The organism is Methylosinus trichosporium OB3b (assembly GCF_002752655.1).
Lineage (GTDB): Bacteria > Pseudomonadota > Alphaproteobacteria > Rhizobiales > Beijerinckiaceae > Methylosinus > Methylosinus trichosporium.
Window position 1 is genome coordinate 650857 of sequence record NZ_CP023737.1, and the last position, 12427, is coordinate 663283.

Consider the following 12427-nt stretch of genomic DNA (forward strand, 5'->3'; position numbering starts at 1 on the left):
ATCGGGACGCATCGCCTGTCTCAGAAACGCGCCGCCGTGTCATTTTCGCGCAGCTCGATACGGCATTCTTTCCAGAATCGCTCAAATCGAATGGAACGGAATTAGCAGCTGCTCGCCATTGTCGATCGATTCACCTTCGCCGATCGTGATCTGTTCACCATCGAGCGGCAACTTTGCTGCAAATGCCAGCAAAGCACGTATGGTGAAGCTACAGAACGACACGCCACTCACAGTCGTGAAGCAACGAGATGACGATGGAGAAGAAGATGCTCGATACGATCCGACGCCTCGTCGAGGAACAAGGGCGACTCTCGGTCGCCGCCGCCGCGCTGCGCGACGACGCAGATCTCTATGCGTCGGGCCTCACCTCCTTCGCAGCGGTGCAGCTGATGCTCGCGCTCGAGGAAGAGTTCGACGTCGAATTCCCCGAGCGCATGCTCAATCGGCGCAGCTTCGCCTCGATCGCGGCGATCGCCTCCTGCATCTCCGAGCTGAAGCCGGAGGAGGTCGCCTGATGAACGCGCCGCTCGATCGTGGCGCGACTGTCGTCGCCGCCGCAGCACTTCACGCCGACGACGTCGATCGCCGCGGCCGCTTCCCCGCCGAAGCGGTGCAGGCGCTCAAAGACTCTCGTCTCCTGTCGCTGATGATCCCCGGGGAGCTCGGCGGCGCCGGGGCGCCGCTCGCGGATGTCGCAGAGCTCTGCACCATGCTCGGGCATCAGTGCGCGTCGACCGCGATGGTCTTCGCCATGCATCAGATCAAGGTGTCCAGCCTCGTCGCGCATGGAATGGAGAGCGAGTGGCATCGCGACTTCATGCGCCGCGTCTGCGACGGCCAGCTCCTGCTCGCCTCCGCCACGACCGAGGGCGGCGTCGGCGGCAACATGCGCAACAGCGTCTGCGCCTTCGAGCGCGACGGCGACATGTTCCGGGTCGCCAAGGAAGGCGCGCTCATCTCCTATGGCGCGCAGGCCGACGCCATTCTCGTCACCGCGCGCCGCGCCGCCGACGCTCCCGCGTCCGACCAGCGCATGGCCGTCCTTACGCGCGGGCAATATCGGCTCGAGCGCAGCGGCGAATGGGACGCGCTCGGCATGCGCGGCACCTGCAGCGAGGGCTTCACGCTGAGCGGCGAAGCGCCCTATGCGCAGATTCTCGAGAGCGAGTTCGCCGACATCGCCTCGCATTCGATGCTCGCGACCGCGCATCTCCTGTGGAGCTCGGTCTGGTATGGCGTCGCCAGCGACGCGCTCGGCCGCGCTCAGGCTTTCGTGCGCAAGGAGGCGCGCAAGCGCTTCGACGGACCGACGCCCGGCTCGCTGCGCCTCGCCGAAGCCTCGACCAAGCTGCAGTTGATGCGCGCCAATATCGTCGAAGGCCTCAAGCGCTTCGAGCGCGCCAAGAGCGAGCCGGACGATCTCAACTCGATGAGCTTCGCCGTGACGATGAACAACATCAAGATCGGCTCTTCCGAGCTCGCCATCGAGATCATCAATCACGCGCTGCTCATCACCGGCATCGCCGGCTACAAGAACGGCACGCCCTACAGCGTCGGCCGTCATATGCGTGACGCGCTGTCGGCCCGCGTGATGATCTCCAACGACCGAATTCTCAGCAATATGTCGTCGCTGCTGCTGGCGCAGCGCATCGACGCGCGCCTCGGAGGATGACCCATGTGCGAGGCTTGTGACAGCTTTCTCGATCGCATGTTCGCCAAGGGCGTCCTGCATGAGACGGGCGTCGACGGACTTTATGGACGCGGCGCCGCCTTCGAGGCGATCATCGACGGATTGGATCGGCTGATCTCGCATCTCGGCGGAGGCGACAAGGCCGAGGTGATCCGCTTTCCGCCCGGCATGAATCGCGCGCTCTTCGAGAAGAGCGGCTATATGAAGAATTTTCCGCAGCTCGCGGGCACGGTGCACAGCTTCGACGGCAATGAGAAGGACCATATGGCCCTGCTCGACGCCATCCACAGCGGCAGCGCCTGGACCAAGGCCCAGGCCGCGACCGACATCGTGCTCACGCCGGCCGCCTGCTATCCGCTCTATCCGATTGTCGCGCGCCGTGGGCCGCTCGCATCCGATGGCGCGCTGTTCGACGTGCAGTCCTATTGCTTCCGTCACGAGCCGTCCAAGGACCCCGCGCGCATGCAGATGTTCCGCATGCGCGAGTTCGTGCGCATCGGAACGCCCGACCAGGCCGCCTCATTCCGCGAGCGCTGGCTGGAGCGCGCGCGCGACTTCGCCGAGCGGCTGGAGCTGCCGCATCATATCGACGTCGCCAATGATCCGTTCTTCGGCCGCGCCGGCAAGATGATGGCGTCGAGCCAGCGCGATCAGGCGCTCAAATTCGAGCTGCTGGTGCCGATCGAGAGCGTCGAGAAGCCGACCGCCTGTCAGAGCTTCAACTACCATCAGGACCACTTCGGCTCCCTGTGGGGAATCGTGACGGCGTCCGGAGAAACCGCGCACACCGCCTGCGTCGGCTTCGGCATGGAGCGTCTCACCCTCGCTTTGTTCAAGCATCACGGATTGGATATCGATGGCTGGCCGAAATCAGTGCGCGCTGCGCTCACTCTCTGACGACGAAGCGAGCGCGCTCGCTCCGCAGATGGCGTATGAATCTCATGCGCTGCATCATCCAGAACGCGATTGGCCGCAGACCAATTGCTATGTCGATCTGTGGATCGAGCTGCTCGCGTCGCGCGGGCTCGATCCGCACGCCATGCTCGGCTTCACGGTCGCGCAGGATTTCGAAGGCGACCAGTTCACCTTCTTCAAGCCGCGCATCGCCGATCTCGAGCAGCTCTATGGCGTGCGGCTCGAGGAGCTGTCGCTCTATGATCGACTGGACGCGCAGATCGAGCGCCAGGTCGCGCGCGGCCGCGTCGTGCTCGTCGAGGTCGATGGACATCATCTGCCCGACACGCGCGGCGTGACCTATCGCATCGATCACTCGAAGACGACGATCGGGATCGACGCCATCGATCTGCGCGCGCGCCGTCTCGATTATTTCCACAATGACGGCTTCTTCTCGCTGGACGGCGAGGACTTCGACGCGATCTTCGGGCTGGCCGGCGCGAAGCGCGAAGCGGCGGAGCTGTTTCCCTATGCCGAATTCGTGCGCTTCGATCGCGCCGAGGCGCGCCATGATCTGCGGCGCATGGCGGAGGAGCTGCTCGTCGAGCACTTCGCACGAAGGCCGGCGAAGAATCCGCTGCGCGCCTTCAGCGCCGAGCTTCCAGCTCTGTGGGAGACGCTGCTGGCGCGGCCGCCCTGCTTCTTCCACAGCCTCGCCTTCAACAGCTTCCGTCAGATCGGCGCCAATTTCGAGCTGCTCGGCAGTCATCTCGATTGGCTGCGCCCCAATGGCTCGTTGAAAGCCGAGAGCGACGCCTGCAAACGTCTGTCGTCGGGCGCGAAGGCGTTGCAGTTCCAGGCGGCGCGCGCATCCTCACGCAAGCGCGTTCTGGAGGCGGGACCGGCGCTCGACGAGCTGGCGCGCGTCTATGACGCGCTGATCGACGGCCTTGCGAAACGGCTCGCGCGCTAGAACCGCGCCGTCGGCCGTCATTGCGAGGAACGAAGCGACGAAGCAATCCGGTCTCCGCTCGCGGTTGCTGGATGCTTCGCCTCGCTCGCAATGACGCGCACCCCCATATGACTTCAATGACGCGAGACGCTCGGCTCATGCTCGATGGAGAATGTCGACTCATGCTCGAGGACGGCTGGTCCTTCGCCATCGATGAGAGCGGCGCCTGGACCGATCCCGCCGCCATTCCGCCCGACGCCCTCTGGCGCCCGGCGCGCGTTCCCGGCACGCTGGCGCAGGCGCTGCTGGAGGCCGGCGCAACGCTCGAGACTCTGCCCGCGCTCGATAAGCTCGACGCCTGGTATGCGACGAGCTTCACCATCGACGCGCCGACGGAGCTGCATCTGCACGGACTCGCCAGCATCGCCGATGTCTTTCTGAACGGCGCGCTCGTCCTGCGCTCCGACAATATGTTTCACATGCATGAGATCGCGGTCGCGTCTCCCGGGCGCTATGCGCTGCACATCGCTTTCCGCTCGGTCGAGCGCGAGATCGCGACGAGAAGCGGGCGCGCGCGCTGGCGTCCGCGCATGATCGTCCCGGCCGGCCTGCGCGCCATTCGCACCACCGCGCTGGGCCGCCTGCCCGGCTTCGCGCCACCGACGCCGCCGGTTGGACCGTGGCGCGGCGTCGAGCTGATCGCGCCCGATCCGCTCCGTCCAACAGACACGCGAATGCGCGCCTCGATCGAGGACGGCGTTCCGACCTTACGCGTCGCGCTCGATTTCGGGCAGCCGCCTCGAGGCGCCGCGCGGCTCGCCTGCGCCGGCGGCGAAGCGGACTTCGTGCGCGCGTCGGATCGGCGTCTCGAAGCGACGCTGCGCCTACCGGAGGCGCCCCTTTGGACTCCGCATACGCATGGCGTTCCGCATCTTCACGCGGTCGAGGCGCGCATCGGCGATCGTCGCCTCGATCTCGGCCGCGTCGGCTTTCGCGACATTCGCGTCGATCGCGGCGCCGACGGGCGTGACTTCGCGGTCTTCGTCAATGATCTGCCGATCTTCTGTCGCGGCGCCTGCTGGACCGCGGCGGACGCCGCGTCGCTGACCGGCCGGCGCGAGGACTGCGCGCCTCTGCTCGTCGCCATGCGCGACGCCGGCATGAACATGGTGCGCGTGCCCGGCGTCACTCTCTATGAAAGCGATGACTTCTACGATCTCTGCGACGAATTGGGGATCATGGTCTGGCAGGATTTCGCCTTCGCCAATTTCGATTATCCGATTCAAGACGACGCCTTTCGCGCCAGCGTCGAGCGCGAGGCGACGCAATTCCTCACTCGTGCGCAGTCGTCGCCGGCGCTCGCTATTCTCTGCGGCGGCAGCGAGGTCTACCAGCAGGCGTCGATGCTCGGCCTCGCGGAAGCGAAATGGCGCTCGCCGCTCTTCGACGAGCTGCTGCCGCGCCTCGCGCGCGAGCTGCGCCCGGATGTCGCCTATGTCGAGAACTCGCCTTGCGGCGGCGCCCTGCCCTTTCATTCGGACAGCGGCGTCGCGCATTATTACGGCGTCGGCGCCTATCGCCGCGCTTTGACCGACGCGCGCCGCGCCGATGTACGCTTCGCCTCCGAATGCCTGGGGTTTTCCTGCGTGCCCGAAGATGCGTCGCTGGCGCGCGACTTCGGCGCGGAGCCGCTCTCCTCGCCGCTCTATTCGACGCGCATTCCGCGCGACATGGGCGCGCTGCAGACCTTCGGCGAGGTGACCGAGCATTACATGCGCAGGCTCTACGATTGCGATCCGGACGCGCTGCGCGCGAATGATCCCGCGCTCTATCTCGACATCGCTCGCGCCGCCGTGGCCGAGGCGATGGAGGCGGCGATCGGCGAATGGCGGCGCGCCGGCTCGACGACGCATGGCGCGCTCGTGTGGTTCTTGAAGGATTTGTGGCCGTCGCCGGGCTGGGGCGTCATCGACGCGCATGGCGAGCCGAAATCGGCCTATCACGCATTGAAGCGCGCCTTTCGGCCGCTGTCGCTCATCCTCACCGACGAAGGCGTCAATGGCCTCGTCGCGCATCTGCGCAACGACACGCCGCGGCGCTTCGCCGGCGCCGTGACGCTCTCCTGCTATCGCGACGGCAGAGTGAAGGTGATGCAGGCGACGAAACCGGTCGCGGTCGAGCCGCACAGCGTCGTCACGCTGCGGGATGTGGAGTTCTGGGGCGGCTTCTTCGACACGACGCTGGCCTATGGCTTCGGTCCGCCGTCGCATGACGTCATTCACGCCTGCTTCGTCGCGGATGCGAGCGGCGAGACGATCGACGCCTTTCAATTTCCGCTCGGCCGCAGCGCGGCGAAAGCGACGCTCGGCCTGCGCGCCGAGCTCGTCGCGGACGAGAACGGCTATGACTTGGCGCTGTCGACCGAGGCCGCGGCGCAATCGCTGAAGATCGCGGCGGAGGATTTCCGCCCGACGGAAAATTGGCTGCATCTCGCGCCCGGCGCGACACGCCGCATTCGGCTGCTCCCGCGCCGCGCCGACGCGCGGCGGCCGAAGGGCTCTGTCTCGGCGTTGAACGGAGAAACGGTCGGCTTCGGCTGAGCGTCACGCCGCCGCGGCGGCGGGAAAGGCGAGACGCACCAGCGTGCCCGCCTCCAAGCGACGCAGCTCCAGCTCCCCGCGCAGCTGGCGGGCGATGCCGCGCATCAGCTCTATGCCGTGGCCGCGCTGGCAGCGCGTCGGATCGAAGCCGACGCCCGAATCGACCACGGTCAGCTCGAGGCCATCATCGCCGAAGCGACGCAATTGCGCGGAAATCTGCCCCTCGACGCCGCCGGGGAAGGCGTGCTTCATCGCATTGGTGACGGCCTCCACGTAAACGAGGCCGACGCATTGGGCGCGGCGATAATCGAGATGAATGTCCTCGTCGGCGGCCAGATCGCCGACGATGCGGTCGTCGAACGCCTTGCGCCGCGCCTCCGACAACGCCCAGAGATAATCGTCCATGCGGATGTCAGAGGCTCCGTCCTCGTCGAGCGCATTGTGCAGCGCCGCCGCGCTGCGCAGCCGCATGGCGCAGCCGGCGCAGCCTTCCGGCTGGTCGAGCCGCCGGGACTGCGCGGAGATCAGAGTGGCGAGTCCCTGCAGGTCGTTGCGGATCCGATGGCGCAGCTCGTGATAGCGTTCGCGCTCCAGCCGCAGCTCTTCCTCGGCCTCGGCGAGGCGCGCCTCCAGCTCGGCGATCTTCGCCTCGCTGTTCCCGGCCATGTCGCCGGCCATTGTGGCGCCGACTGTGTCCTTCATCTGCCGGATGTCCTCCGCGGCGAAATCGCCTATCGAACCGGCCTGCTTTAGAACAAGTAAAGCACAGTGGAGCGATGTCAATCCGTCCGATCTCCGCTCGCGCGCCGTGCGAGGGTCCATGCCGTGCGAGGGTCCATTGACCGCTGGCGCGCCGCCGCCTATCTTGGTCGGACCGTGACCCAGCAGAGCGACAAATCCAGGCAGTATGGACAGACGGCGGCGACGCTGCTCGTCGCCTATTTGTTCGTGCTGCAGGGCATCGCCCTCGGTCTCTCGATCGGCGCCAGAGCCGGCCAAGGCGCTCTCGGCGGCGCCGTCTGTCTGACGGCGCGCGCGAGCGTCGACAATCGATCGCAAGCGCCGCGTCCCGCCTCGCATGGCATGGACGCCTGCTGCCTGCAGCATTGCTCGGGCCTGGACGGAGGGGTGGTCGCAGCCGGCCCCGCCTATCAAGCTCCGGCCGCGCAATACGCCAGCCTGCTGTCGCCGCCGCGCGAGACGATTCTCCTCCCTCGACGGGAGGTTCTGCCCCTGGGGGCTCGGGCGCCGCCGTCGCGCGTCGCCTGATTGCGGCCGAAGGCTGCGCCCAGCGCGCCTTCTTCCCCCGTCGTTCGGGCAGAAGGCGCAATCCCCCATATGAGAACTCTTCAACTGTGCTCGATCTGACGGCGTGACCTGCGCATAGAGAGCGCGAGACCGTAGATCGGCGTCGAGAGTTCGCCGAAAGGCAGTGACAACATGAATTCGCAAATTTCCGCCAAAGGGCGACGCTCCGCCCGCGGCGCCGCGCGAGCAGCGACCGCACAGGACTCATCCTCCGCTTCGAGTCGCCCGGTCGAGGTGCTGGAGACCTATTTCGGCGCCGATGGACGGCCGGTGAAGCGCAAGAGCATCGGCGCCGCGCGCGTGGCGCGCCGCTATGACGAGCGCGGCAACAAGGTCGAGGAGGCGTATTTCGGCGCCGACGGCAAGCCGACGCTGCGCAAGGGGCTCCGCGTCGCCCGAATCGCCTGGCGCTATGACGACCGCGGCCGGCAGATCGACGCCTTCTTCTTCGGCGCCGATGGCGAGCCGATCCACAAGGGCGCCGCCGCGCGCGAGCGCGCGCTCGAGGACGCCTGACACGAGCGATGGCGCGAGCCTTTCGAGGGTTCGCGCGTCCTCACGAAGAAGAGCGAGCCTGAAGGCTCCCGGTCCAGAGACAGCGCCGTGGACCGCGAGCCTCGGCCTCGCTTCTTTTCAGCTGTTGACCAGAGCGATGGCGAAACCGTCCCAGCCCTTGGAGCCGACGGTCTGGATCGCGGTCGCGGTGACGCGCGGCTCGGCCGACATGGCGTCGAACAAGGCCCGCGCGCCCTGCGCCATCGCGTCGCCCTGAGCGTCGAGCACCGTCCCCTCGCGCACGACATTGTCGACGATGATGAGGCTTCCTGGCCGCGAGAGCTTCAACGCCCAGCGGAAATAATTCGCGTTGTTGGGCTTGTCGGCGTCGATGAAGGCGAGGTCGAACGGCCCCGCCCCCTCGCTCTCCAGCTTGGGCAGCGCATCGAGCGCCGGGCCGACGCGAATCTCGACGCGGTCGCGCACGCCCGCCCGCTCGAGATTGGCGGCGGCGACATCGGCGTTGCGCTGCTCGAGCTCCAGCGTCACCACGCGCCCGCCTTCGGCGAGGGCGCGGGCGAGAAAGATCGTGCTGTAGCCGCCGAGCGCGCCGACCTCGAGGATCTTCCGCGCGCCGATCGAGCGGGCGAGGAGATGCAGCAGCTTGCCTTGCGCCGCCGAGACGTCGATCGCCGGCAGGCCCGCCGCTGCATTGGCGGCCAGCGCCCCTTCGAGCGCCGCATCGGCTTTGACGAGACGCTCGGCGATATAGGCGTCGACCGCGCTCCAGCTTTCGGAAGATCCGCTATCGGAAGACATGGCGCTTCGCTCCCCCGCTCGACCCAAGCTCGGATCAGACGCCGAGCTTCTTCTGCAGATTGCTCGACGACGTCGTATATTGGAACAGCAGCTTCTTGTCAGGATAGATGTAGCGATGCGCCTTCTGCGCGGCGAGCGCCGCCTCATGGAAGCCGCAGAGAATGAGCTTCAGCTTGCCCGGATAGGTGTTGATGTCGCCGATGGCGAAAATGCCCGGATGATTGGTCTCGAACGTCTCCGTCCCGACCGGCACGAGATTTTCGTGGAGATTGAGACCCCAATCGGCGACCGGGCCGAGCTTCATGGTGAGCCCGAAGAAGGGCATCATCCGGTGCGCCGACAGCACCATGTCGACATTGTCATTGCCGCGAATGGTGACCGAGGAGAGCTCCCCATCGGCGCCCTCGACGCCGGCGATCTGGCCGAGGCGGAAAATCACCTTCTCGGCGGCGATCAGCTCCTGCAGCGCATTGACCGAATGCGGCGCAGCGCGGAACTGGTCGCGGCGATGCACCAGCGTCAGGCTCTTGGCGATCGGCTGCAGATTCAGCGTCCAGTCGAGCGCCGAATCGCCGCCGCCGACGATGACGACATCCTTGTCGCGGAAATCCTCCATGCGGCGCACCGCATAGAAGACGGATTTGTTCTCATAGGCCTCGATGCCGGCGATCGGCGGCTTCTTGGGCTGGAACGAGCCGCCGCCGGCTGCGACGAACACGACCTTGGCCTTGAATTTCGTCCCCGCGTCGGTCGTCACCTCGAAGGCCGGGGCCTCGGGCGTGCCGACGGGCGTCAAGGTCTCGACCATCTCGTTGAAATGGAAGGTCGGGCTGAAGGGCTTGATCTGCTCGAGCAGATTATCGGTCAATCCCTGGCCGGTGACGAGCGGATGGCCGGGAATGTCGTAGATCGGCTTTTCCGGATAGAGCTCGGAGCACTGGCCGCCGGCGCGCGGCAGAATGTCGATGACATGCGCCCTGATGTCCAGGAGGCCCAATTCGAAAACCGCGAACAGACCGGCCGGGCCGGCCCCGACGATCAGCGCGTCGGTTTCGATAATTTCGGTCATTGCTTGTCCTTCGCCGCTCTTTGATGGTCTGCGGAAAGCCGGCGCCGGCGCGAGCGCCTCGGCACAGTCGGCCGGCTGCGGCCAGAGGGCCGCTCCCGGCGGTAGCGCGCTCGGCCGAAGCCGGCGATCGGTTCGCCGACATGGTCTATAGCATCCGCGGCGTCATGCAACCGTCTTGCCTGCGCGTCTCGCTGGTGGACGCGCTGCGCTCGAACGTGGCTCTCGGCGCCGCCACTCTCCCAAAAAACAAAACGCCGCGGCGATGCGCGGCGTTGGTCGACGGCAATGAAGCGGCGGCGCGAAGGCGCCGCGACCGTCACCCCTGCTGGCCGGGCGTCGTCACGACCAGCCCGTCGAGCTCCGGGCGCACGGTGATCTGGCAGCTGAGGCGCGAATTGGGCTTCACCTCGAAGGCGAAGTCCAGCATGTCCTCCTCCATCTGCGAGGGCTTGCCGGTCTTCTCGGTCCAGGCCTCGTCGACATAGACATGGCAGGTCGCGCAGGCGCAGGCGCCGCCGCATTCGGCGGGCAGCTCGGGAATGTCGTTGCGGCGCGCGGTCTCCATCACCGTGGAGCCGGTCTCGCCCTCGACGGTGCGGGCCTGACCATGCGAATCGATGAAGGTGATCTTCGCCTTGGTCGGGGCTCCGCCGCCCGGCTCGGCGCCATAGCGGGTCACTTGCTCATCGAGGCAGGTCTTCACCATGATCTCTGGTCTCTCGCTTGACGCGGTCGATGCTTCGACCGATCGCCGCTCTTCGCATCGGCCGTTCACCTAGCATCGGCGCAGCGAGCGCGCCAGTGTTTCCTCAGGCGCGGCGGAGCAATCGGATGAAGCAAAAAAACCCGACCCTCGTCCTGAGGAGCCGCCGCAGGCGGCGTCTCGAAGGACGGCCGCGGGGCGCAATCAAAGGTTTCTCCCGTTGCCGTCCTTCGAGACGCCCTCTTCGCGGGCTCCTCAGGACGAGGGTGACGGGACGGTAATCCTTCACCCGATTGCGAGCGTCAGACCTGCGCCGCGGTCCAGCGCACGATCTGCCGCAGCACCGAGGTCAACGCCTCGTCGAGCGCATGAACCGCCGCCGGGCCGGTGGAATGCTCGGCCGGCGCCTCCGCCGAAAAAATGCGGCCCGGCCCCGTCGCGGCGCCGCGCAGGTCCAGAATTTCGGCGGCGATCTCGACCACCGCCTCGCCGCTCGACACATCGATCTCGAATCGGCGGATGTCGGTCGAGAGGATGCGCTCGGCCGCCTGCCCCGGGCGCACGACGAAGCCGGTCTTGCGGCCGCGGTCGAAGGCGGCGATGAGCCGCGCCTGCACCAGCCGCGGCAGGCGGTCGACCCATTGCGCCTCGGCGAGATGGGCGAGCCCGTTCGGCCCGGTGCGGATGACGATGCGATCGGAATCGACGGGCTGGATCGCATGCGGCTCGGCGACCGCCAGCGTGCGGCGCAGCGGCCGCGCCGCGACTCCCTCGCCGAGCGCGCTCGACAGATCGAAGCTCTCGCGCTGCGGCGCCCCGGAGCAGGCCGCGACGGCGAGCGCGAGCAGAACTGCGGGCGCCGCTTTCGACGGCGTCATGAATTCACCCTTTTTTCCAAACCGGCGCGATACTGCGCCCTCCGCGAACTGTCGGATGAATCGGAGATTACTCGAACGGAGGCGCAGAGCAAAGCGAAGACGCCGCCATGAAAGCTCGCGCTTTCTTCGATCGGCGTTCGTCGATCGAATCGCACTGGATGGGGCCTTCGGTCTCATATCTCCCAAGCCACGATCGATATTGGAAAGTAAAACCGGATTCCGGTCGAGCTGCGCCAAGCGCCTATGCCGATACGATCGCGCCCTGCGTCTATATCGCTGTCGAACATGGCTGTGAGCGCCGGCAGGTTCGACGCGTCGGCAAGCGCGTCGAGCTGCGCCTCGAGCCGGTACCCGTCTATCACCACCTCCTTCAACCCGAAGTCCCTGCCGATCTCGCGAATCTGCTCTAAGTCGAGCGCGCACGTGTGGGAAGGATCGCGCAGCCGTTCCATCTCGTCATACGCGACCCGAGTCGCGGGTGAGGGCGTCGCATCGATGACGACGATGCGTCCGGCCGGTCGGCAGACCCTCTTCATTTCCCCGAGGACAGAGACCGGATCTTTCATGTGATGAAGGCTGTAGCGCGTCGTCACCAGATCGAAGACATCGTCCTCGAATGGCAATGCGACAGCATCGCCGATGCGCCAAGCCAGATTCGTCAGCCCTTCAGCCCGCTGTCTCGCCTGCGCCTGCGTGATCATCGCAGGCGTGATGTCGACGCCCGTGACGTGGAGCGCTTGATGCGCGATGGCGCAAGCCAATATGCCGGGACCACAGGCGACGTCGAGCGCCTCGACGCCGGGGCGCAGAGCGCAGGCGTGGATCGTGCGCGCCATCGCGCCGGCTTCGGCGTGGATCGGAAGCTGCGCAAAGCGCTCAGCCCAACGGGTAAACTGGTCGACTATCCGGCGTTCGTGCGTGTCCTCGTTCATCTCGCCCTCTCCCTTGATGACGAGACGATAGCCACATGCCCGACGACCGGCTAACGTCGTTCGGTCATAAATCAGCGGACAACGGCC

The 12427-nt window shown here is 66.5% G+C and carries 13 protein-coding genes; 7 read left to right on the forward strand and 6 right to left on the reverse strand.

Translation table 11 applies throughout. From position 1 onward, the window contains the following. The first annotated feature begins 266 nt into the window (after positions 1–266). The 5 genes from CQW49_RS03070 to CQW49_RS03090 all read left to right on the forward strand — a co-directional run bounded on the left by CQW49_RS03070 (position 267) and on the right by CQW49_RS03090 (position 6136). Positions 267–515, forward strand: coding sequence for an acyl carrier protein (locus CQW49_RS03070; RefSeq protein WP_003611006.1), 249 nt, complete (start codon positions 267–269; stop codon positions 513–515). Further along, positions 515–1672, forward strand: coding sequence for an acyl-CoA dehydrogenase family protein (locus CQW49_RS03075; RefSeq protein WP_003611005.1), 1158 nt, complete (start codon positions 515–517; stop codon positions 1670–1672). The genes CQW49_RS03070 and CQW49_RS03075 overlap by 1 nt, the downstream gene beginning before the upstream one ends. 3 nt (positions 1673–1675) lie before the next feature. Beyond that, positions 1676–2587: an amino acid--[acyl-carrier-protein] ligase gene (locus CQW49_RS03080; RefSeq protein WP_003611004.1), complete on the forward strand. Its 912-nt coding sequence runs from the start codon at positions 1676–1678 to the stop codon at positions 2585–2587. Beyond that, positions 2547–3557, forward strand: coding sequence for a DUF1839 family protein (locus CQW49_RS03085; protein WP_003611003.1), 1011 nt, complete (start codon positions 2547–2549; stop codon positions 3555–3557). Before CQW49_RS03080 ends, CQW49_RS03085 begins: the two co-directional genes overlap by 41 nt. Positions 3558–3718: 161 nt before the next feature. Beyond that, on the forward strand, positions 3719–6136 hold the full coding sequence (locus CQW49_RS03090) for a glycoside hydrolase family 2 protein (RefSeq protein WP_003611002.1): 2418 nt from the start codon (positions 3719–3721) through the stop codon (positions 6134–6136). A 3-nt stretch (positions 6137–6139) separates the two neighbouring features. On the opposite strand, the gene CQW49_RS03095 is transcribed toward CQW49_RS03090, so the two are convergent. After that, positions 6140–6838 carry a sensor histidine kinase gene (locus CQW49_RS03095; protein WP_003611001.1) on the reverse strand — a complete coding sequence of 233 codons (699 nt, stop codon included), beginning with the start codon at positions 6836–6838 and terminating at the stop codon, positions 6140–6142. A gap of 123 nt (positions 6839–6961) precedes the next feature. Here CQW49_RS03095 and CQW49_RS25000 point away from each other — a divergent pair, with 123 nt between their 5' ends. Together CQW49_RS25000 and CQW49_RS03105 are read left to right on the forward strand one after the other, a co-directional pair. Further along, entirely contained in the window at positions 6962–7405 is a 444-nt protein-coding gene (locus CQW49_RS25000; RefSeq protein WP_003611000.1) for a DUF2946 family protein, read from the forward strand. A gap of 171 nt (positions 7406–7576) precedes the next feature. Further along, positions 7577–7960, forward strand: a complete 384-nt coding sequence (locus tag CQW49_RS03105; protein ID WP_003610999.1) for a hypothetical protein — start codon at positions 7577–7579, stop codon at positions 7958–7960. 117 nt (positions 7961–8077) lie between these two features. Here CQW49_RS03105 and CQW49_RS03110 read toward each other — a convergent pair whose 3' ends face one another. The 5 genes from CQW49_RS03110 to CQW49_RS03130 all read right to left on the reverse strand — a co-directional run bounded on the left by CQW49_RS03110 (position 8078) and on the right by CQW49_RS03130 (position 12340). Continuing rightward, complete coding sequence (locus CQW49_RS03110; protein ID WP_003610998.1) at positions 8078–8758, reverse strand: O-methyltransferase; 681 nt, start codon at positions 8756–8758, stop codon at positions 8078–8080. 34 nt (positions 8759–8792) lie between these two features. Then, positions 8793–9827 carry an NAD(P)/FAD-dependent oxidoreductase gene (locus CQW49_RS03115; RefSeq protein ID WP_003610997.1) on the reverse strand — a complete coding sequence of 345 codons (1035 nt, stop codon included), beginning with the start codon at positions 9825–9827 and terminating at the stop codon, positions 8793–8795. A 316-nt stretch (positions 9828–10143) separates the two neighbouring features. Beyond that, on the reverse strand, positions 10144–10533 hold the full coding sequence (locus tag CQW49_RS03120; RefSeq protein ID WP_003610995.1) for a 2Fe-2S iron-sulfur cluster-binding protein: 390 nt from the start codon (positions 10531–10533) through the stop codon (positions 10144–10146). A 299-nt stretch (positions 10534–10832) separates the two neighbouring features. After that, positions 10833–11408 (reverse strand): ABC-type transport auxiliary lipoprotein family protein, encoded by a 576-nt coding sequence (locus CQW49_RS03125; protein ID WP_003610994.1) that lies wholly within the window; start codon positions 11406–11408, stop codon positions 10833–10835. A gap of 173 nt (positions 11409–11581) precedes the next feature. After that, on the reverse strand, positions 11582–12340 hold the full coding sequence (locus CQW49_RS03130; RefSeq protein WP_003610993.1) for a class I SAM-dependent methyltransferase: 759 nt from the start codon (positions 12338–12340) through the stop codon (positions 11582–11584). Positions 12341–12427: the final 87 nt, after the last annotated feature.